At 59.1% G+C, this 20823-nt stretch carries 16 protein-coding genes, 1 tRNA gene and 1 riboswitch; of the genes, 10 read left to right on the forward strand and 7 right to left on the reverse strand.

Annotation, left to right across the window (positions count from 1 at the left end; genetic code table 11):
* Nucleotides 1–148: 148 nt before the first annotated feature.
* Nucleotides 149–227, reverse strand: a riboswitch (cyclic di-GMP riboswitch).
* A 52-nt stretch (nt 228–279) separates the two neighbouring features.
* Nucleotides 280–1143, reverse strand: coding sequence for an FkbM family methyltransferase (locus KI612_RS04680; protein WP_226442667.1), 864 nt, complete (start codon nt 1141–1143; stop codon nt 280–282).
* Between the two features lie 99 nt (nt 1144–1242).
* On the opposite strand from KI612_RS04680, the gene KI612_RS04685 reads away from it, so the two are divergent.
* Both KI612_RS04685 and KI612_RS04690 read left to right on the forward strand, forming a co-directional pair.
* The gene (locus KI612_RS04685; RefSeq protein ID WP_226444149.1) at nt 1243–1815 is read left to right on the forward strand and encodes an FkbM family methyltransferase; all 573 of its coding nucleotides are present in this window, start codon (nt 1243–1245) and stop codon (nt 1813–1815) included.
* A gap of 69 nt (nt 1816–1884) precedes the next feature.
* The gene (locus tag KI612_RS04690; RefSeq protein ID WP_404818077.1) at nt 1885–2121 is read left to right on the forward strand and encodes an FkbM family methyltransferase; all 237 of its coding nucleotides are present in this window, start codon (nt 1885–1887) and stop codon (nt 2119–2121) included.
* Between the two features lies 1 nt (nt 2122).
* On the opposite strand, the gene KI612_RS04695 is transcribed toward KI612_RS04690, so the two are convergent.
* Together KI612_RS04695 and KI612_RS04700 are read right to left on the reverse strand one after the other, a co-directional pair.
* On the reverse strand, nt 2123–2971 hold the full coding sequence (locus KI612_RS04695; protein ID WP_226442669.1) for a glycosyltransferase family 9 protein: 849 nt from the start codon (nt 2969–2971) through the stop codon (nt 2123–2125).
* A gap of 28 nt (nt 2972–2999) precedes the next feature.
* A complete protein-coding gene (locus KI612_RS04700) occupies nt 3000–3812 on the reverse strand; it encodes an IclR family transcriptional regulator (protein WP_226442670.1) in 813 nt (270 codons plus the stop codon).
* Nucleotides 3813–3908: 96 nt separating this feature from the next.
* Between KI612_RS04700 and KI612_RS04705 the strand changes: the two genes are divergently transcribed.
* The 8 genes from KI612_RS04705 (at nt 3909) to KI612_RS04740 (ending at nt 18653) form a co-directional block, all read left to right on the forward strand.
* The gene (locus KI612_RS04705) at nt 3909–4526 is read left to right on the forward strand and encodes a nucleotide-binding protein (RefSeq protein ID WP_226442671.1); all 618 of its coding nucleotides are present in this window, start codon (nt 3909–3911) and stop codon (nt 4524–4526) included.
* Nucleotides 4527–4594: 68 nt separating this feature from the next.
* Nucleotides 4595–4670 (forward strand) — tRNA-Met (locus KI612_RS04710).
* 456 nt (nt 4671–5126) lie between these two features.
* Nucleotides 5127–8780, forward strand: coding sequence for a response regulator (locus tag KI612_RS04715; protein WP_226442672.1), 3654 nt, complete (start codon nt 5127–5129; stop codon nt 8778–8780).
* Nucleotides 8781–8999: 219 nt separating this feature from the next.
* Nucleotides 9000–11984, forward strand: coding sequence for an EAL domain-containing protein (locus tag KI612_RS04720; protein ID WP_226442673.1), 2985 nt, complete (start codon nt 9000–9002; stop codon nt 11982–11984).
* 45 nt (nt 11985–12029) lie between these two features.
* Nucleotides 12030–14666, forward strand: coding sequence for a PAS domain-containing protein (locus tag KI612_RS04725; RefSeq protein WP_226442674.1), 2637 nt, complete (start codon nt 12030–12032; stop codon nt 14664–14666).
* Nucleotides 14663–15979, forward strand: a complete 1317-nt coding sequence (locus KI612_RS04730; protein ID WP_226442675.1) for an HD domain-containing phosphohydrolase — start codon at nt 14663–14665, stop codon at nt 15977–15979. The genes KI612_RS04725 and KI612_RS04730 overlap by 4 nt, the downstream gene beginning before the upstream one ends.
* Nucleotides 15976–16542, forward strand: a complete 567-nt coding sequence (locus KI612_RS04735; protein ID WP_226442676.1) for a response regulator — start codon at nt 15976–15978, stop codon at nt 16540–16542. Before KI612_RS04730 ends, KI612_RS04735 begins: the two co-directional genes overlap by 4 nt.
* Nucleotides 16543–16604: 62 nt before the next feature.
* Nucleotides 16605–18653, forward strand: a complete 2049-nt coding sequence (locus KI612_RS04740) for a bacteriohemerythrin (RefSeq protein WP_226442677.1) — start codon at nt 16605–16607, stop codon at nt 18651–18653.
* 18 nt (nt 18654–18671) lie between these two features.
* Here KI612_RS04740 and nifM read toward each other — a convergent pair whose 3' ends face one another.
* The 4 genes from nifM to KI612_RS04760 are packed head-to-tail and all read right to left on the reverse strand — an operon-like array spanning nt 18672 to nt 20821.
* Nucleotides 18672–19487, reverse strand: coding sequence for a nitrogen fixation protein NifM (nifM, locus tag KI612_RS04745; RefSeq protein WP_226442678.1), 816 nt, complete (start codon nt 19485–19487; stop codon nt 18672–18674).
* Entirely contained in the window at nt 19468–19941 is a 474-nt protein-coding gene (locus KI612_RS04750) for a nitrogen fixation protein NifZ (protein ID WP_226442679.1), read from the reverse strand. Before KI612_RS04750 ends, nifM begins: the two co-directional genes overlap by 20 nt.
* Nucleotides 19938–20279 (reverse strand): nitrogenase-stabilizing/protective protein NifW, encoded by a 342-nt coding sequence (nifW, locus tag KI612_RS04755; RefSeq protein ID WP_226442680.1) that lies wholly within the window; start codon nt 20277–20279, stop codon nt 19938–19940. Before nifW ends, KI612_RS04750 begins: the two co-directional genes overlap by 4 nt.
* An 11-nt stretch (nt 20280–20290) precedes the next feature.
* Nucleotides 20291–20821, reverse strand: coding sequence for a hypothetical protein (locus tag KI612_RS04760; RefSeq protein ID WP_226442681.1), 531 nt, complete (start codon nt 20819–20821; stop codon nt 20291–20293).
* Nucleotides 20822–20823: the final 2 nt, after the last annotated feature.

The following is a 20823-nucleotide window of genomic DNA, read 5'->3' on the forward strand; positions in this document are numbered from 1 at the left end:
ACGATCATTAACGACAGGACGCGAAGAAGCTTTAGGGCTTCTTCGCGCTAAATTCTTCAAGACCGGAACGAGCAAAAACCGCACTGAAACGGCGTGCCTGATCGTTGTTTTGAGGGAATGGGGGTGGGAAACTGAAGCGAGTCTGCTCCAGTGCAACCCAGCCATCCTGTCAATCAGGACCTGAGGCTTTGCGTCCTGCAGTTGCCTGCAGTTTGCCGATTTAATGAGTTTTCTTACTTTCCGAAAACTCCTTCCTTATATTTGAAGTGTAAGGAAATGTCAAGATGGGGTGTTGTTGCTGACTTTCAGGAAGCTGTCGGAGCGGTCGGTGCTGTGGATGGCGATGAAATTCAGGTGGTGTTTGTAGACGCGGTAGCCGTAGTTGGTCAGCAATTCGAAGAGTGCTGTCTGGTCGGTCTTGATGGCTTCGATCATCATCGCCGGCCGGCAGCGTTCGATGATCTGGCGAGCGCCGTCCAGTACTTCGAGTTCCATGCCTTCGACGTCAATCTTGATGAAATCGACCCGGCCAGTTTCGAGTGCGTCGAGTGGAACAAGGCGGACGTTGAAGCAATTTTCCGGGGAGTAGTCGATGGTCTGGCCAATGAATTCGGTACGTTCGCGCTTTTTCAGTTCGAGGCTGCCGAAACTGCCTGGCTTCAGGTAGTCAGGTACCGGGATGTCCAGCGTGCCATGCTCGGCCCCGAGTGCTGCGTGGATGGCGGAGGCGTTGAGGCAATTATTGAGGGCAATGTTGCCGGCCAGTGCGTAGAAAACGCGTTCCTGCGCTTCGATGGCGGTAACCCGTCCCCAGCCGTGCATGGTCTTGGCCCATTCGAGGGTATGCACGCCAAGGTTGGCGCCAGCATCGATGGCGACGACGCCATCGCCGAAGAACTCGCGGCGGGCCTTGAGAATGCTTAGCGCAACGCCGACTTCGACCGGATCAAAATTCGAGTTGTTCAGCAACTGGAAGCCGACGCCATAGGCCTGGTTTTCGCCGACCATGCGGTAGTCGTTGCGGTTCACGATCATGCTGCCATGGTCTGTCGATACGAGAACAAAGGGGGCAGGGCGCTTGATGGAGGTCATGGTGTCGGCGATGGTGTTGAGGAATGGGTTGGAAAAGGCACGGTGTGTCATGTGATCGCTTCCGACCGGTCGACACCGGGAAAAGAGCCATTTTCCCTGTTTGTTTCGTAGCGCAGGATACTACCCCGAAATTTCCGGGCATTGAATCCGGTGTGCCGCTTCCGCTTCCGCTTCCGCTTCCGCTTCCGCTTGCGGGAAGTGCTGCGCGGTTTAAACTCCGGCATCGCCCCTACTTTGATCATGGACCGTAAAGACATGCTTTCCGCCATTGCAGAAATTCCTTACACGATCTGTTTGCCGACGGCTTATGGGCAAATTCTGGTCAATCGCTATGACCTGAACCAGACCAATGCGCTGGTCAAGAATCCCTTCGGCCTGGATTACGCCGAAATCGATTTGCTGGTGAAAGTGGCGAAGCTGTTGCCGGAGGGTTCGATCTGTCTTGATGTCGGAGCCAATTTCGGGGTGTACACCCTGGCTCTGGCCAAGGCGCTGGCGCCACGCAAAGGGACAGTGCATTCGTTCGAAGCGCAGCGGGTACTGGCTTACATGGTGTGCGGCAGTGTTGCGCTTAACAGCATGGAGAATGCCCATATTCACCACAACGCAGTGGGTGCGGAAAGCGGCGAGATCGATATTCCGGCTTTTGATTACCGTCGGGTTTCGAACTTTGGCAGCGTCGAGTTCGGTGGCAAGCAGCAGGAGTTCATCGGTCAGCCGTAGGGCGAGAATAGCGGCGACCGGGTCAAGCTGGTGCGGATCGATGATTTCCACTTCGAAAAAGTGGGCATCATGAAAATCGACATCGAGGGCATGGAAGAAATGGCCTTGGCCGGCGCGGTCGAAACGATAGAGCGCAATCGCCCCCTGGTGCTGATTGAATGGTTGAAATCCGACAAGCAGAAACTTGCCGCGTTCTTCGAGCAACGGCAGTACGAAGTGTTCGTCATGGGCGGCAATTTCCTTTGTCTGCCGCAAGGCAGCAGCATCAAGATCTCGCACCAGTTGCCGCGCTGGGGTGCCGAATAGGCTAGCGGGCCGCGAGTATCCGGAAAACGGCCTTTTCGATGGCGAAGCGTTGCAGGCCGATCAACTGGTTGTTCTGCATCAGGTGCACATGGTGCTCGGTCGTTGCGCTGTCCGTGCAGGGGAGGCTGTTCCAGATGCGGCCGGCCCATGCTTCGCCATATTCGCTGGTCACGCCGTAGCTGTTGTTGCCGTACAGCGAGATGATCAGTGGTACGCGTGACAGGCCGGCAAAATGCGAAAAGCCGGTGTCGCCGCCGATGAATGCCGTGGCTGCATTGATGATGTAAAGCAGGTCGTAAGTGTTGCTGCGGGGAACGACGAAGACGCCGTCCGGAGCGTCGATCAGTTCCGGGGTGTCGGTAATGACCCAGAGTTGCTGGCCCAGCTTTTTCGCGAGGCCTTGCAGCAGTTGGTTGACCAGGGCAGGCGACATGCCGCGGCTCTGGTTATAGGGCGGGTTGAACAGGGTGGAGAAAACCGCAAATGGCGCCTTGGGCAAAGCCGGGCCGCCATACAGTGAGGACTCAAAACGGGGGCGTGGCAGCAGTTGACCGCCGTGAGCCGCCACCAGTTCGGGCACGACAATCCAGAGCGGGCCGGGGTCATGGACAGGCGCATCTGCCTCGCCTTGCGTGCGGAACTGATGGATGACGTGCGGAAACAGGCGATCCAGGTGGAGTTCCCGATGGCTGGGCTCAAGATAGGGGAAGTCGACAATTTTGCCTTCCCACATCGCCATGTATTGGGCGTAGATCATCGTGGCTGCGAGATCGCCGATGCGCAGCGTTGTCTCCATCTGCCTGGCGGGCAGCAGGATGGTTCTTCTTGATGCGGCTTGGGTGTCTTGCATGCTCGCCGGCAGAGGTGAATGCTTGCTGCTAGGCGCTCAGCGTATCCGCATTCGGACGGTAACCGAGGCGTTCGGAGAGTGCCCTGGCCGCGGCCAGGATGGTCTTGACCAGCGGGCTGTCCCATTCGACGTTGAATTCGCCGACGGCGCCCAGTGAAGTAATGGCCGCAACCATGGTGCCGCTGTGGTCATACACCGGCGCACTGAAGCCATTGATGCCCGGGGTCAGGCTGCCGGTGGCGCGGGAAATGCCGCGCGTGCGGATTTCGGTCAGCGTTTTCTCGAGTTGGCGGCGCAGTGTAGTGATTGCGGTGTCGCTGCTCTCGGCGGCTTCACGGAGCTCCTCGTCGAGCATTTTCTTCAGGTAGGGCGAGCGGTAAAAGGCCGAGAAGGCACGTCCACTGGCGGACTTGGAGAGCGATAGAACCGTGCCGGCGCGTAGGGTGATGGTGATCGGAGCGCCGGCATCAACGATGCGGACGATGGTCGGGCCATGGTTGCCCCAGACGGCGAGTGCCACGGTTTCCTGGATGTCTTCACAGAGCGCGTCGAGGATGGGGCCGGAGAGACGGACCGGATCGAGGCGGCCCAGGCCTGAGAGACCGAGGTTCAGTGCATAGGCACCGAGATCATAACGGCCGCTGCTGATTTCCTGTTCGACGATGCCGATGCGCAAAAAGCTGACCATGTAGCGGTGCGCCTTGGCGGCCGGCATGCCGGCGCCCTTGGCGATGTCACGCAACATCATCGGGCGGTTGGTGCTGGCCAGAACATCCAGCAAACGGAATCCGACTTCGATGGACTGGATGCCCTGACGATCATCCGCAATTTTTGTGGCCATGGTGACTGCTGTTTATTGAAAGGCTACATTCTATGCATCTATGACGTCCTTGCGGTGCCCGAATATAATCACCCTACAAATATTAAGGGAGCTTGTATGCGTGCAGTTCTGGTGGCGAATCCAAAAGGCGGGGCCGGCAAGACAACTTTAGCAACCAATCTGGCGGGGCATTTTGCCAATCAGGGCAAGAAAACCACGCTCTGCGACCTTGATCGGCAGCAATCTGCCCTGCGCTGGATGGCGTTCCGCGATCCGGTGTTGCCTCCTGTAACGGGGTATTTCGGTGGCAACCAGATTGTCCTCAACCTGCCCAAGGAGGCCGACTGGGTGGTCATGGATGCGCCGGCCGGGCTGCAGGGCTTCAAACTCTCGGATTACCTGCGCGTCGTTGACAAGGTCATCGTGCCGCTGGTGCCTTCCGTGTTCGACATGGCCGCGACCGAGGACTTCCTGGTCTCCATCCGCAACGAGATGCGCAGCGCGCGCAGCAAAGTCGGCATTGTCGCGATGCGCGTTGATCCGCGCACCAAGGCGGCCGGCATGCTGGAAGAGTTTCTCAAGCACTTCGACATTCCCATCGTCGCCTACCTCCGGAATACCCAGAACTACGTCAATGTCGCTGCTGCCGGGCAGACCGTGTTCGATCCGCCGCGCGCCAAACACAAGCGCGATGTCGAGCAATGGGGACCATTGCTGGAGTGGCTGGCAAAATAAATGCCGGTAAATGACGAATTTGATTGACAGAGGTCATGTGCGTCCGGATAATGCGCACCTCTGACGGACGCGGGGTGGAGCAGTTGGCAGCTCGTCGGGCTCATAACCCGAAGGTCGCAGGTTCAAGTCCTGCCCCCGCAACCAGGAAATTCAACGAAGGATCAACTGCTTAGCGGCGTTGGTCCTTTTTTGTTTTTCGGCCGAAAAAAGCTTGTGACAGCTTTGTGCCGCATTCTGATATGTCGCACTACTTGTGCGCGTACGCTAACTCCCGTATTTTGACATTCGACAGTGACCTAAGCCGCAAACGGCTCTGCCTGGGTTCGGCGGATGAGTCCAGGAGTCGAGTTGGTCATTCGCAGCAGGGTTAAAATCAATTTTGTCGAATTTGTATTTTGTGTCAATATTATCATATATTCCTGTTCGCGTCCGGTCGCTAGCGTGAGGTTTCATGGTGTTTTGCCGAGTTGACCGGTGTGACAGTCTTTAAGCAGACTTTGGTGCGGCCGCTTTGATCCGGGTGAGAACTCGTGGCGGTTGCATTGAGAGCGGTGTTTTCAGAAGAAAAACTTCTTCGGTCATCGTTTTTTGGGGAAATCAATGCGTGATCCCGCCGGCACAATATGCAGTCGACTCATTGAACTTGCTGATAGCCAGGTAATTATTTCGCGCTCAGATCTTGCCGGGCGTATCGTTTACGCCAATGCCGACTTCATTGAGGTCAGCGGTTACAGCGAAGATGAGTTGCTTGGCCAGCCTCACCGGATTATTCGTCACCCTGATATGCCTGCCGCTGTCTTCACGGACCTGTGGGCGGATATTTCCAGCGGTCGGCCCTGGGTTGGCGTCATCAAAAACCGCAGCAAGAGCGGTAATGCCTACTGGGTTGAAGCCCATGTTTCCCCGATTCGCGAGAAGGAAGCCATCGTTGGCTATCTGTCGATTCGCCGCAAGGCGAGTGCGACCCAGATCGCTGCTGCCGAGGCGACTTACGCCGCGATGCGCGAAGCGGCGGGCGGCAGCCCGGTTTTCAAGCATGGCGTGCCCCATTCCGCTGGCGGCTTCGCGCATCTGCGCCTTTTGTTTGCCAATGCACCGGTTGCCTTCAAACTGATCCTTTCCTCATTGCTGGTGGCATTGCTCGTCCTCGGCACGCTTGCCTTCTTCTTGGCAAGGAACGTCACGCAGGTGCTCGACCAGGATGCGCGTGAGCGGCTGAAACACGATGTTGGTCTGGTGTATTCCGCATTCTCGGCGCGTATCGAAAGCACCCGCCGCGAGGCGATCGATCATGGGCGTACTTTTTTTGAGCGACTGCATTGGGGGCTCGGCGAGAAAACGCCGGTCAGTCGGGCTGCTCTCGAAAAACTGGCACGTCAGACAAACACCGGAGAATCCAATTCCATCCAGCGCTTCCTGCCTGATCTGAGAACGATAGGAAGTGTCTTTGTGCGCACACCGGAGGGATTTCGGCGGGTGATGTCCAACCTCAAGGACGAGTCGGGCAATGAGGTTGTCGGCTCTTTTCTCGAACCCGGGCATCCTGCACTCGATGCCTTGCTGGCCGGAAAGCCTTCCTCGGGTTCTTTGCTTCTGTTTGGCCGCGAATACATGACGGATTACCGCCCCATTCTTGATGCCAGCGGCGAGGTGATCGGTGCAACTTTTGTCGGGATAGACCTCGCAGAAAGCCTTGAGGATCTCAAGGAGAGGATACGCGGACTGAGCGTTGGCAAGACGGGCTACTATTTCATTGTTGATGCGACTCCGGGCAGCAGTTTTGGCAATGTGATTCTGCATCCTTTCAAGGAAGGGCAGAAAATTCCCGCGATTTACAGCAGCGACGGGAAGGATGTCTTCCAGGAAATCATTCGCCAAGGGCAAGGTGAGCTGGTTTATTCCTGGCGCAATATCGAGGCTGGAGAGACCGGGCTGCGTGAGAAGCTGGTGCGTTTCGAGACATTGTCCGAGCCGCGTTGGGTGGTGGCCGGAGGGTCGGCACTCGACGAATTTACCGCCTTGTCGTCCCACTTGAGCTGGTTTTTGGTGGCGGGCGGACTGGCCATGGCGGCAGCGATATTTTTGATCGTCCTGTGGCTGTTGCGCCTGTTGGTTCTCAACCCACTCCATACCAAGGTACTGCCTGCCTTTCAGGCCATATCAGCGGGGAATTTCTCTACCCGCCTGGATATCTGTGGGGAGGATGAAATTTCACAAGTCATGCTGGGGCTGGAATCCTTGCAGAATCGTCTCGCCCTGGATGCTTGGCAGAGCCAGACGCTGGCTTCTGCGCGTGAAGCCGCATTGCGCGAAGCCGAATCCTTGTCGCAGACGCGGACACAGTTTCTGGCCAATATGAGCCATGAGATCCGCACGCCAATGAACGCGGTAATCGGCCTTGCCTACTTGCTGCAGAAGGGGGAACTCGGGGCGCGGGAACGGGAGTATGTCGGTCGTATCGAAGGTGCAGGGAAATTGTTGTTGGCGATCATCAATGACATTCTTGATTTTTCCAAAATTGATGCTGGCGAACTGCATCTTGAGGAGACCGGATTCAAGCTCGACGATATTCTGGAAAATCTTTCCCTGATCGTGCATGACCGGGTGCGGGAGAAGAATCTGGTTCTCGAGTACGTGGTCGCAGCCGATGTTCCGCAAGCTTTATGTGGTGATCCGCTGCGGCTGTCGCAGATCTTGATAAATCTGGTGGGCAACGCCGTCAAATTTACTGCCGAAGGGGCTGTGACCGTCTTTGTGGCCGTTCAGTCGCAAGATGAGGCCCAGATTCGGCTTGGCTTCAGGATTCAGGATACCGGGATTGGCATGTCGCCCGAGCAGTCGGCCAAGGTTTTCCAGGCATTCGCTCAAGCGGACACTTCCGTTACCCGGAGATTCGGTGGCACAGGACTCGGGCTGGTCATCTGCAAGCGCCTCGTCGAGCTGATGGGGGGGCAGATTCAGGTTGATAGTTCACTCGGTCGCGGCTCGGTGTTCAGTTTTGACGTCTTGCTGAAGAGAGATCGTACGGAACTCTCGCCCGCGCCGTTGCTGTCACATCACATTCTGGTGGTTGATGACAACGATCTGGCGCGAATGGTGCTGACGCGGATTCTGCAAAAACGGGGTTGCGTCGTCGAGGCAAGAAGCTCGGGCGATGCAGCGCTCGCTGCCCTGGAAAGCTCTGCCCTGCCGTTTGATTTTGTCCTGCTTGATCTGAACATGCCCGGCATGAACGGTTTGGAGCTTGCCCGGCAGATCCGGTCGAATTTTGGTCGGCAGCAAAAGCTCATTCTTGTGACTTCGGCTGATGTTTACGATGAGGATTACCGCGATGCCTTCGGTGATTTCGAGGCCGTCGTCGAAAAGCCGGTGACTGCAGCGAAAATCACCGAAATGCTCGCCCGGATGGCAAACCAGGAGACCGTCCGAGATGCGCCCGGGAACGAGGCCGCCGAGCAGTTGTCATGCTCGCTCTCCGGAATGCGGATCATGGTTGCGGAAGATGTGCCAACCAATCAGTTGATCATGCGAGATTTGCTGGAGTCGCTCGGTGCTCGTGTAGACGTTGCCGACAATGGTCATGTTGTCCTCCAGCTGCTGGCGCGAGAGGGCGCGTCGATTGACCTGATCCTGATGGATATCCAGATGCCGGTCATGGGGGGGATTGAAGCGTGTCAACGGATCAGGAGCGGGCAGGTGAGGTCTGACATTCCAATCATTGCATTGACAGCCCATGCGATGGAGGAAGAGCGTCAGCGTTGCCTGGGGGCGGGCATGAATGACTTCCTGACGAAACCGATAGAGCCGGACGCCCTGATTTCGCTGATCAAGCGCTGGCGTCCGCAACATGCCGACCCGGTCGCCGCAAAGCCATCCGTGAGCGCAGCCTTGCCGGATGTTGTCGTGCCCGAGTTGCCTGGTATCGATGTTGAAGATGGCTTGAGCCGCATGCTCAACCGCCCCGCCTTCTACAAAAAGGTCCTGCTCGATTTTCGCAGTCGCTTCATTGGTGAAACCGGGCGAATTCTGGCCGCGCTTGAAGCGGGGCAGCAAGAGGACGCAATTCGGCGTGCGCACAGCCTGAAGGGAACCAGCGGCACCATCGGTGCCACCCGGCTGGCTGCTCTGGCGCGAGAGCTCGAGCATGCCATCCGCGACGGGAAATCCGGTGGCGATGATGTGCTGGCGGATGTCGAAAAGGAGCTTGCCCTTGTCCTTGATGGAATTGAACGAGGCTTTGCCACTCGTGAGTGAGTCGTGCACCGCTCCGTTCCTGGCCCGGCTTTGCCTGGCAAAGCGAACGTATCGCAGGTCTCTGCTTCCGGCGGACAAGAGGCTATCCGGGTGGTCAAGGCGGCGCAGCAGAGCCTTTTTTGCGGGATGTGACGGTGATCCCGTGGCGGAATCTTTGTCTGGACATGCCGCTTGCAAGGGAGCGACACTAGTGTCACCGGAGCGCGAAGGAGACTGGGTATGTCCCAAATAGAAAATAATGTGCCGGATCGCAGTGAGGCGGGTAAGCGCCTGCTGACGGTTGACGGCCAGAAACCGCTGATTCTGGTCGTTGATGATGTGCCGGTAAACGTTGCCGTGCTGGCCGAGATGGTGCGTAGTGAAGGGGCCGAAGTACGTGTTGCGGACTGTGGTCTGGTGGCCTTGCAGCGCGCCCGGCTGGCGCCGTTGCCGGATTTGATCCTGCTCGACATCATGATGCCGGGGATGGACGGGTATAGCGTGCTCGGCGAGTTGCGCAAGAATCCGGAAACGAAGGATATCCCGGTGATTTTCATCACCGCACTGGACGGCATGGATGACGAAGAACACGGCCTGCAGGTGGGCGCCGCCGACTTCATTACCAAGCCGGTCAAACTGCCTATCCTGATTGCCCGAATTCGTACCCAGCTCGAGTTGCATCGTGCCAAGCGCCTCTTGTCCAGTCAGAAAAACTGGCTTGAAATCGAGGTCGACCGGCGAGCGATGGAAAACTCGCAACTGGCAACCCGGCTCCAGTTGGCCTTTGAAGCCGCCGGTTTCGGGATCTGGGAACATGACGCCACAAAGGCGAGCGTGCAGTGGAACGAGGCGCTCTGCCAGTTGCTCGGTTACGAAGAGGGGCCGGGCAATATTGCCGGTTTTCTCGATCTGGTCTATCCGGAGGATCGGCCTGTCGTGCAGCATTTGCTCGCCGGTTCCAACCTCGGTAACCAACATGTCGATGTTGCCGAGTTCAGGTTGCGGCATCAGGATGGTTACTGGCTCTGGGTCGAAACGCGCAGTCGGGCGATTCATCATGCGCCGGATGGCGCGCCGCTGAATACCATCGGGACCATGCTCGATATCAGTCCGCGCAAGGCTGCCGAAGCCGAGCACCAGCTGGTGGGAGCGGTTTTCAACGGAGTCAGCGACGGGATCTGCATTACCGATGCCGATCAGCGCATCCTGCTTGCCAATGAAGCATTCAGCCAGGTGACCGGCTATACGGCCGAGGAAATTCTCGGACACACCCCCAAGCTTCTCAAGTCCGGGGTGCACAACGCCGCTTTTTACCGGGAAATGTGGGAAACACTCAATGCCTGTGGCAACTGGCAGGGTGAAATTACCAATCGGCGCAAGGACGGTTCGCTGGTCAGCGAGTGGTTGAACATCTCCTGCGTGCGCGATGGCTCGGGAAATGTGGCCAATTATGTCGGGGCCTTCAGTGATCTGTCCGAACGCAAGTCGGCGGCCGAGCGCATCCAGTATCTGGCCAGCTATGACACCCTGACCGCCTTGCCCAACCGTAACCTGTTTGCCGATCGGCTTGGCCAGGCCTTGCTGACCGCGCATCGTTTCGAACGAGGTGCGGCAGTCATCCTGCTTGATCTCGATCGCCTGCGTCTGGTCAATGAAACCTTCGGGCCGCCGTGTGGGGACGAAGTCCTGGTCGAGGTGGCTCGCCGCCTGCAGCTGCAGGTGCGGGAAGGAGACACGGTCGGCCGGCGGGGCGGTAACGAATTCGGTTTCGTCATGGCCAACCTGGGTCAGGAGCGGGATGCCCTGGCGCTGGCGCAGCGCATGCTGGAAGCGATTGCGGTGCCTTTTGTGATTGCCGGTGAAACAACCGTGATCACTGCCAGTATCGGCATTGCCGTCTATCCGAAGGACGGTACCGATGGTGAAAGCCTGCTCAAGTGTGCCGATGCCGCCCTGCACCGGGCCAAGCAGGGGGGGCGCAATACTTTCCGCTTTTATTCGCCGCAGATGGATGCCGATGCGGCGCGGCGACTGGCGCTGGAGAATGGCCTGCGCGAAGCGCTCAACCGTAACGAACTGAGTGTGCATTACCAGCCGCAGATCAGCCTGGAGAGCGGTCAGATGCTCGGCATGGAGGCGTTGCTGCGCTGGCACAGTCCGCAGTTCGGGCATGTCTCGCCGGTCGAGTTCATCCCGATTGCCGAAGAAACCGGTCTGATCATTCCGATCGGCGAATGGGTGTTGCGTACCGCCTGCCGGCAAACCAAGGCCTGGCTGGATCTCGGGCTGATGCCCCTGCGCGTGGCGGTCAACCTGTCTACCCGGCAGTTTCGCCAGGCCAACCTGGCTGCTACGCTGGCCAGCGCGCTGGCCGATAGCGGGCTGGCCGCGGGGGCGCTGGAGCTTGAAATTACCGAAAGTGCTTTTGTGGACGATCTGGAAGAGGCTGTCCTCATCTGTCGCAAGCTCAAGTCGCTTGGCGTCAAGTTGTCGCTGGATGACTTCGGCACCGGTTACTCCTCGCTCGCCTATATCTCGCGCTTTCCTTTCGACAAGATCAAGATCGATCAGAGTTTTGTCCGCGACATCACGGAGAACCCGGTCAATGCGGCGATTGCCACGGCGGCGATTGTCATGGCGCGCAGTCTCAATCTGTCGGTGCTCGCCGAAGGTGTCGAAACCGAAGCGCAGGCCAGTTTCCTGCGTGGTCGCCGGTGCGATGCAATGCAGGGCTTCCTGTTCAGCAAGCCCTTGCCGCCGGATGAATTTGCCCCCCTGCTGCGCGGCAACAAGCGCCTGCCGCTGGCCGAGCGGCCACGCGAGGCAGTACAGAGCATCCTGCTGGTCGATGACGAGCCCAACATCCTGAGTTCGCTGTCCCGCCTGTTGCGGCGTGAGGGCTACACGATCCTGACGGCAGCCTCGCCACTGGAGGCTTTCGAGTTGCTGGCCAAGCATCCGGTGCAGGTCGTGGTCTCCGATCAGCGCATGCCGGAAATGTCAGGTACCGAGTTTCTTTCGCGGGTCCGCCAGCTTTATCCGAATACGGTGCGTCTGGTATTGACCGGCTATACCGATCTGGAGTCGGTGACCGGCGCCATCAATCGCGGCGCCATCTACAAATTCCTGACCAAACCCTGGGACGATGACCAGTTGCGCGAGCAGATCCGCGAAGCTTTTCGTCTGGCCAAGCAAACAGCCCATCTGGCGGGGGATGGCGAGTGATGCGCCGGATTGATGCCTGTGAAATTTTGCTGCCGGGTGAGCCACATGCCTGATTTCGGATTATTTGCAGTACTGGTCGTGGTGGCAGCCGGCATGCTGTGGCGGATGAGCCGCAGGAAGTCATGCAATGCTGAAGCCGAAATGCGGTTCCGCATCTATTTCGAGCGGGCGATGGTCGGCATGGCGGTGGTCGGTGTTGATCGCCATTGGCAAGTGGTCAATCCGGCCCTGTGCAATATTTTTGGTTACGCCCAGGACGCGTTGCTGAAAATGACCTGGACTGATCTGACGCATCCTGACGATCTGCAGGTCAGCGAGCTAGCGTTCGAGCGTGTGCTGCGTGGCGAAACCAACGGCTATGAGCTCGAAAAGCGCTACATCAGGGCCGATGGCAAGGTGATCGATACCTTCATCACGGTTCAGGCCGTGCGCCGGGATGATGGCAAGGTTGATTATCTCCTGATCATTATCGAGGACATTACGGCGCGACTGGCCGCTGAAAAGGCCTTGCGGAGCAGCGAAGAGCGCTTGCGCCACCTCGGTGACAACCTGCCGGAAAGCTATCTTTACCAGTGCACAAAGACGCCTGAGGGTGATGTTCGCTTCATTTATGCCAGTTCCGGTGTCCGGCTGATCCACGGTTTCGAACCGGGAGATCTGCTGAATGATCCTGGCTTGCTCTTCCAATATACCGATCCGGCGATGCTGCCCGAATGGCGGGCCGCCGAACAGGAAAGCATACGGACACTCAGCGATTTTTCGATGGAACTGCGGGTGCGCCGGGCCGATGGCGACTGGGGCTGGCTGCTCGTGCGTTCGCGGCCGCGCCGGCTGCCTTCCGGCGAGATCATCTGGGATGGCGTTGCCTCGGATATTACGGCTCGGCGCAAGGCGGCGGTCATGCTCGACCTGCAGGCACGCCGGGCTGAGGTGTTGCTTGAGTTGCCACGCCGGAGCAATCAGCTTGGCGAGCGTGAATTCATGCAGTACGCCCTGCAGCAAATTGAGGAAATCACAGCCAGTCAGATTGCCTTCATGCATTTCGTCAATGACGATGGTGAAGGCATCGAACTGGTCGCCTGGTCCAGCCAGACCCTGGAAAAGTACTGTACGGCAGCTTTTGATAACCACTACCCGTTGAGTCAGGCTGGCCTTTGGGCTGATGCTGTTCGCCAGAAAATGCCGGTCGTCATCAATGACTACGCCAGCGCCCCGAACAAGCACGGTCTTCCCGCCGGTCATTCGCGGCTGGTACGGCTGGTCAGCCTGCCGGTGGTCGAGAATGGGCGGGTCCGGATGGTGACCGGTGTCGGCAACAAGGACGTCCCATACACCGAAACCGATGTCGAATCGATTCAGCTGATCAGCAACGAAGTCTGGCGCATTGTCGATCAACGGCGGGCCGAACGGGCCTTGAAGATTGCCACGCAGGTGGTCAATGCCAGCCACGTCGTCTGTTTTCGCTGGCAGGCCAGCGCCGGGTGGCCGGTGGTTTTCGTGTCGGATAACGTCACCCATTGGGGGTACAGCGTTGAAAAGCTGATGGCCGGTCAACCCGCTTTCGCCGATATGGTGCACCCCGACGATCTGACCCGGATCGTCGATGATGTCAGCCGGTACACCGCCGAAGGACGTGATTTTTTCGATCAGGAATACCGCTTGTTGACTGCCTCCGGCGAGGTGCTGTGGGTTGCCGATCGAACCAGTGTGCATCGCGATGCGGCTGGCAATGTCGAGTTCTACGACGGCGTGCTGTCTGACGTCACCAGTCACAAGCGGCAGGAAAAGGAACTCGCCGACAATCTGGCAGCGCAGCGCGTCCTCAACAAGCGCCTGGAAGAAGCCCATAACCAGTTGTTGCAGTCGGAAAAAATGGCTTCCATCGGCCAGCTGGCAGCGGGCATCGCGCACGAGTTGAACAATCCGATCGGTTTCGTGCATTCCAATCTCGGGACGCTGGAGTGCTATCTGCGCGACGTCATGGCGATTATCGATGCCTATGACAAGGCTGCGCATGATCTGGGGGATGACTTCCCCGATCGGGCGCGCATCGAGAGCCTCAAGGAAACATGCGATTTCGCCTTCATCCGCGAAGACACCGTGCAGTTGATGGCCGAATCGAAGGATGGCCTGGCCCGGGTCCGCAAGATCGTTCAGGACCTGAAGAATTTCTCGCATGTCAGCGAGCAGGAGTGGCAATGGGCCGATCTGCAGCAGGGGCTTGATTCGACGCTGAACATCGTCTGGAACGAGCTCAAGTACAAGTGCAAGGTGATCAAGGAATATGGCGATATTCCTCTGGTGTATTGCCTGGTCTCGCAGCTCAACCAGGTGTTCATGAACCTGCTGGTCAATGCCGGACATGCCATCGAAAAGGACGGCAGCATTACGTTGCGTACGCTCATGTACGGAGAGCATGAGGTCTGCATCGAAGTTGTCGACACCGGCAAGGGAATCGCGCCGGAACACCTGTCGCGCGTTTTTGAACCCTTCTTCACGACCAAGCCGGTCGGCAAGGGGACCGGGCTCGGGCTTTCCCTGTCTTACGGCATTGTTGACCGCCATCATGGGCGGATCGAGGTGGCGAGCGAATTGGGCGTGGGCACAACTTTTCGCGTCATTCTTCCCATCGCGCCGAAAAACGGTGAAAGTGCCGGTACTAACACGGAGATTCCGACATGAGCGAAGCGCTCACCCCCGCGACCCTGCTTTTCGTCGATGACGAGCCCAGCATTCTTTCAGCCCTGCGTCGCCTGTTCCGGCCGCATGGCTATCGCATCCTGGTTGCCGAAGGCGGTGCCGCCGGCCTTGCCCTGCTGGAAACCGAGACAGTCGATCTGATCATTTCCGACATGCGCATGCCGGAAATGGACGGTGCAACTTTCCTGAAGCAGGTGCGTGCCCGCTGGCCGCACACCATGCGCATCCTGCTTACCGGCTATGCCGACGTGACCTCGACGATTGCCGCGATCAACGATGGCGAGATCTATCGCTATATTGCCAAGCCCTGGGATGACCTGGAAATCGTCAAGACCGTCAAGGAAGCACTCGAGCGGCAGGCGCTGGAGGCAGAAAATCGCCGGCTGACCGCACTGACCCAGGTCCAGAACGACGAGCTGAAAACGCTCAATGCCAGTCTCGAGCAGAAGGTTTCCGAACGTACGGCCGAACTGCGCCAGGCGCTGACTTTCGTCGAACAGGCGCACGGCGAACTGAAAAAATCCTTCCTGACCAGTGTCCAGGTCTTTGCCGGCCTCGCCGAATTGCGCAACGGGCCGGGCGGCAGCCGCCTGGCCGGGCACGGCCGGCGGGTCGCGGAAATGTCGCGCAGCCTGGCTTTGCGCATGGGCCTGAGCGATGCCGAGGCGCAGAGCATCATGCTCGCCGGCCTGTTGCACGACATCGGCAAGCTCGGCCTGCCCGACGAACTGCTCGGCAAGCCCTTCAATACGCTGAGCCAGGAGCAGCGGGCGCTGGTCATGAAGCATCCGCAGATTGGTCAGAACATCCTGATGGCAATCGACAAGTTCAAGGACGTCGCCATTCTCGTCAAACATCACCACGAATGCTTCGACGGCAGCGGCTTTCCCGAACGCCTGGCCGGCATCAGCATCCCGCAGGGAGCTCGCATCCTCGCCCTGGTCAATGATTATGACGCGCTGCAGATGGGCACGCTGGTGCAGCGGCCGTTGCGCCAGGAAGAGGCGCTCGCCTTCCTGATCGACAATCGCGGCAAGCGTTACGATCCCGCAGCGGTCGACGCCTTCGTCAAGCTGATTTCCGAAACCCAGAAGGGCGGGCCGAGTGAAGTGCCTTTGCGCAGCATGCATCTCAAGCCGGGCATGGTGCTCAGCCGCGATCTGGCACACCGCGACGGTTACCTGCTGCTTGCCAAGGGCAGTCCGCTGACGAGCGACATCATCGGTCAGCTGGTCAAGCTGGAGCAGGCCGAACAGCAGAATCTGACCCTCTATATCCGCCAGGAGGAAAAATGAGCCGCATCCTGCTCGTTGATGACGAGGATTCCATCCTCAAATCCCTGCAGCGTTTGCTGCGTGTTGCACCTTGTGCCTACGGCAATCAGACCTTCAAGCTGGAGGTGCATGCCTTCAATACGCCGGCCGCCGCGCTGGAAAGCGCACGGCACGAGGAATACGACCTCTTCGTCAGCGATTACCGCATGCCATTGATGGATGGCATCGAGTTCCTCAAGGCCGCCAAGGCGCTGCAGCCGGATGCTGCGCGCCTGATCCTGTCCGGCTATGCCGATCTCAATGCGCTGCTGCGGGCGGTCAACGAAGTCGGCATTGAGCGTTTCATCGCCAAGCCGTGGAACGACTACGAGCTGATGTCGGCGATCGCTCAGGCCCTGGCGCATCGCGAACTGCTGCTCGAGAACCGGCAACTGGCCAATCTGGTTCGCCTCGAAATGGGCGACACGACACCGGAGGAACTCGAAGCGCAACGTCTCGAGGCGATCGAACCGGGCATCACCGAAGTCAATTGGGGGCCGGACGGTTCCGTGCTGCTTGATCCGGAGTTTCAGCCGAGGGGCTGAGCCAGTCTGGTCGCAGCTGTGTCTGCGGCCGATCCGGCAGATAAGGTGGAGACAATATAAAAATGGATATCTTTGTCTGGAACGAGAGTTTTGTTACCGGCGAACCGGTAGTCGATGCCGAGCACCAGGGGCTGGTCAGCCTGGTTAACTGGCTGATCGAGCACCAAACGACGTCGACCCCGGCCGAGGAAATCGACAAGGTGCTGGTCCAACTGGTCGATTACGCCGTCACGCATTTCCAGCATGAAGAAGAGCTGATGCAAAGCAGCGGTTGCGATCCACGTTTCGCCGAGATTCACCACAATGTGCATGCCGATTTTGGCCGCCAGGTGGTCAAGATGCGTGAAATGCCGGCTGGCGACCAGGAATTCCTGCTGCGTTTCCTGAGCAGCTGGCTGGCGCACCACATTCTGGGTATGGACCAGTCGATGGCACGCCAGATTCGCAAGATCCGGGCTGGCGTTTCTGCGACGCAGGCCTTCGAGGAAGAGAAGGACAAGGTTGCCGATCCGGCGATGACCAGCCTGCTGGCCGGCATGAACACGATGTTCCGCCTGATCGCGGCGCGCAATGACGAATTGCAGCAGGCAAATGCAACCCTGGAAGCGCAGGTGGCGGCACGTACCGAAGCCTTGTCGCAGAGCAACGAGCAGTTGCTGCTCGAGCAGGCGCGCCTGCAGCATGCGATGCAACAGGTCGAAATCACCCAGAAGAAACTGCTCGAATCCGAGCACAAGCGGGCCGAAGCGGCCAAGCGCAGCATGGCGCAACTGCTGTCGCAGATCATCGATGGAGATCCGGTGCCGACCTTCGTGATCGATGCCAGTCACCGGATCACGCACTGGAACAAGGCCTGTGCCGCGATCAGCAGTCTGCCGGCCGCAGACATGGTCGGCACCAGCGAACACTGGAAAGCCTTCTACCCGGAGCGTCGACCGCTGATGGCCGATCTGATTGTTGATGGCGGTTTTGACGAGCAATTCATTTCGTATTACCAGAACGGCTTTCGGCGTTCCGCCGTGGTGGCGGGCGCATTCGAGGGCGAGGCTTTTTTCCCCAGCCTGGGCGAGCAGGGGCGCTGGCTGTTCTTTACCGCGGCGCCGCTTTACAACGCCGAGGGGCAGAGCATCGGTGCCATCGAGACCCTGCAGGATGTCACCGAACGGCATCGTGCCGAAGAAAACCTGCTGCAATACCAGAACCACCTCGAGGAACTGGTCGTCGAGCGAACCAAGCAACTGGCTACGGCCAATGGCGCCCTTGAGAAGGACAGGCAGGAGCTGGAAATGCTGCTCTCCAAGATCGAGGAGGCGCAGCAGCAACTGCTGCAGTCCGAGAAGATGGCGGCGATCGGCCAGCTGGCAGCCGGTGTGGCGCACGAAATCAACAATCCGGTCGGCTTCGTCAATTCCAATCTTGGTACCTTGAAAACCTATGTCGACAGTCTGTTTGCGGTGATCGATGCCTACCAGGCGGTCGACGCCGGCGCAGACCGAAAAATGCTCGAGGCGGCGCAGCAGAAGGCTGATCTCGAGTTCCTGCGCGAGGATCTGCCGTCTCTGCTGCTCGAATCGCAGGATGGCCTTAACCGGGTAACCAAGATCGTCCAGGATCTCAAGGATTTTTCCCGCGTTGACCAGGCCGCGCGTCAGCTTGCCAATCTCAACGAGGCGCTGGAAAGCACCCTGAATGTCGTCTGGAACGAAATCAAGTACAAGGCGGAAGTGGTGCGCGAGCTGGGAGAAATTCCCGAAATCGAGTGCGTCCCGGCACAGATCAACCAGGTCTTCATGAACCTGCTGGTCAATGCGGCGCAGGCGATCGAGCAGCGCGGCAGCATCACGCTGCGCTCCGGGCTGGAAAATGGTTACGTCTGGTTCGAATTTGCCGACACCGGCAAGGGCATGAACGCGGAAACCGCAAAACGCATCTTCGAGCCTTTTTTTACAACCAAGCCGATTGGTCAGGGCACCGGGCTCGGCCTGTCCATTTCCTACGACATCATCGTCAAGAAGCACGGCGGGCGCATCGACGTGAGCAGCGAGCCGGGGCAGGGCACGACTTTCCGGCTCTGGCTGCCGCAACGCATGCCGGCCGAGATTGTCGCCTAGGCCTGGCGCCGGCTGCGTTCAGATTTTCGGCAGGGCCAGTATCCAGGTGCGCTGGGCGTCCTTGCGGCGCTTGTCGCTGAGGCGCTCGATGATCTTGTCGGCGACTTCGGCGAAGGACAGCATGCCGCTGTCGAGGATTTCGTCGCAACGCATCAGGTGCAGGCCGATCGGCGATTCGAGCACGGCCGACACTTCTCCCTCTTCCAGTGCGAAGGCATACGGCTCGAGTTCGGCGTAGAGCTGGCCGCGCTTGACGGTGCCGAGCTTGCCGCCTTCGACGGCGGTCGGGCATTGCGAATGGCGCAGTGCGGCGTTGGCGAATTTCTCGTCCGAGGTCAGCGTCAACCGTAGCGCTTCCAGCTCCTTGAGTACCTTGAGCTTCTGTTTCGGATTGTTGAAGGTGACCAGGATGTGGCGCAGGCGCCGGGCTTCCGGCCGGTCGAAGGCTTCCGGGTGCAGGCGGTAATAGATCTCGGCATCGACGGCACTCACCGGCGGTGTATCGGCCGCGATTTTCTCGAGCACGCTTTCGACGCGCAGATCGCGCTCGACCGCTTCGGCCAGCGTCGTTTCGTTCAGGCCGCTGCGTTCGAGATCGTGCTGGTAGTCGTCAATGCTGGCGTAGCGCTGGCGGATTTCGCCGAGGCGGGTGCGCAGCGTAGCCGCCGGAACGATCACATTGGCGGCTTCCGGGCTGAGCAGGATGCGCTGCTCGATGCTGTTCTGGCGATTGGCGACTTCGGCCAGACGGCCGCGCTCCGGTTCGGAAAGGGTTTCCGGCGCCTTGTGGAACAGTTCCCAGGCAAGTTTCAGTTCAAGATATCCGGTCTGCATTGTCTTGCTCCACTGCATCCAGGGCGTCTTCAGGAATCTGCAGGACGCGCCCGAGCAGGCATTCGAAGTGAATGTGATAGGCGGCACCGCCGGGGGCGTGACGGACCACCTTGATGACCTCGCCGATCGCGCCGGGCGGGACCAGCACTTCGCCGCCTACCGACAGGCCCTTGATCGAGCGGACCTTTTCGCGGAACTCGAAGCGCGAGGGGACCCACGGATCGTCGCCACCGATCAGCTCTTCCTCGCGGCAGCCGACGATGCGGTCTTCGTCGAGGAAGTTCACCGAATAGATGATCTGGTCCTGCAGGAAGGTGCCGACGTCCATCACGTAGCCGATGCTGCCACGCCGGACGAGCGGCATGCCAGGGTCCATGCCGGGATAGGTGCCGTCATTGCGGACGTTGCGGATCAGGCGGACGGCATCGCCCTGTTCCCAGCGTGAGCCGTTCATTCGCGGAATACCTTGTCGATGGATACGAAGGAACTCATGCCGCCTTCAGGCTTGGAAACGGTCTGGAAGACGGCGAAGACCTTCTCGGTCAACGAGTCGGAAACGACGAAATCCTGATAGGCGCGTTCCAGCCACAGGCGGTAGATGCCGCGCTGCTGATCTTCTTCCGGCGGCAGGTTGGGCGCCTGGCGGGCGAGATAGTCGTGGAAGCGCTGCAGGATGTGCAGGCGGTTCACATGCACCACGCTCGGTTCGTAGGGGATCTCGAAAAAGTCGAGAAAATCCTCGGCAGAGACCAGGTCTTCGAGGGCTTCGGCTAGGCTAAGTGTTTCGTCCATGGTGCTACTCCTCAGGCTGCTGCTAATTGGATTTCGGGTTCTTCGGCGGGGTGGTGGAAGGCATCGACGACTTCGATCAACTTGGCGGCGCCGAGTTGATCGCGGCTGTCGAGGCCGGCCAGCTTGATGAGACGGTCACGCGAGGCATCGATCTGGCCAAGGCGGAGCAGGACCACGCTCGCCGCCTTCAGGGCCAGCAGGTAGAAACGCATCATCCCGAACGAATTGGCGGCGGCCGTGCCGAGCCGTGTTTCGTCGAGCGTGCGCCAGTCCGGCGAGAGGCCGAGCAGGCGGCCGGACAGCTGCATGGCGCGTTCGGCGACCATCAGCGCGTCGTCCAGGCGATGCTGGTAAAAATAGTAACGGTAGAGACCGACCAGTACGGTCAGGTTGTCCGGCGCCATCAGGTGGGCACGCAGCAGCGCGAGCTCGGCCGTGTCTTCGCCGTACTCGGTCGACGCCTGCGCGATCAGCTTTTCGGCCGCGGCCGGCAGCGGATCTTCGAAGTAGAGCTTGCAGTCGGAAAAGTCGAGCAGGTCCATGG

Source organism: Quatrionicoccus australiensis (genome assembly GCF_020510525.1).
Lineage (GTDB): Bacteria > Pseudomonadota > Gammaproteobacteria > Burkholderiales > Rhodocyclaceae > Azonexus > Azonexus australiensis_B.

Coding starts and splice junctions, on each gene's coding strand:
- KI612_RS04700 (WP_226442670.1), bottom strand. CDS start 3,812: ATGGCCACAAAAATTGCGGATGATCGTCAGGGCATCCAGTCCATCGAA.
- KI612_RS04715 (WP_226442672.1), top strand. CDS start 5,127: ATGCGTGATCCCGCCGGCACAATATGCAGTCGACTCATTGAACTTGCT.
- KI612_RS04740 (WP_226442677.1), top strand. CDS start 16,605: ATGGATATCTTTGTCTGGAACGAGAGTTTTGTTACCGGCGAACCGGTA.
- KI612_RS04720 (WP_226442673.1), top strand. CDS start 9,000: ATGTCCCAAATAGAAAATAATGTGCCGGATCGCAGTGAGGCGGGTAAG.
- KI612_RS04730 (WP_226442675.1), top strand. CDS start 14,663: ATGAGCGAAGCGCTCACCCCCGCGACCCTGCTTTTCGTCGATGACGAG.
- KI612_RS04725 (WP_226442674.1), top strand. CDS start 12,030: ATGCCTGATTTCGGATTATTTGCAGTACTGGTCGTGGTGGCAGCCGGC.
- KI612_RS04690 (WP_404818077.1), top strand. CDS start 1,885: ATGAAAATCGACATCGAGGGCATGGAAGAAATGGCCTTGGCCGGCGCG.
- nifW (WP_226442680.1), bottom strand. CDS start 20,279: ATGGACGAAACACTTAGCCTAGCCGAAGCCCTCGAAGACCTGGTCTCT.
- KI612_RS04735 (WP_226442676.1), top strand. CDS start 15,976: ATGAGCCGCATCCTGCTCGTTGATGACGAGGATTCCATCCTCAAATCC.
- KI612_RS04695 (WP_226442669.1), bottom strand. CDS start 2,971: ATGCAAGACACCCAAGCCGCATCAAGAAGAACCATCCTGCTGCCCGCC.
- KI612_RS04750 (WP_226442679.1), bottom strand. CDS start 19,941: ATGAACGGCTCACGCTGGGAACAGGGCGATGCCGTCCGCCTGATCCGC.
- KI612_RS04680 (WP_226442667.1), bottom strand. CDS start 1,143: ATGACACACCGTGCCTTTTCCAACCCATTCCTCAACACCATCGCCGAC.
- KI612_RS04760 (WP_226442681.1), bottom strand. CDS start 20,821: ATGGACCTGCTCGACTTTTCCGACTGCAAGCTCTACTTCGAAGATCCG.
- nifM (WP_226442678.1), bottom strand. CDS start 19,487: ATGCAGACCGGATATCTTGAACTGAAACTTGCCTGGGAACTGTTCCAC.
- KI612_RS04705 (WP_226442671.1), top strand. CDS start 3,909: ATGCGTGCAGTTCTGGTGGCGAATCCAAAAGGCGGGGCCGGCAAGACA.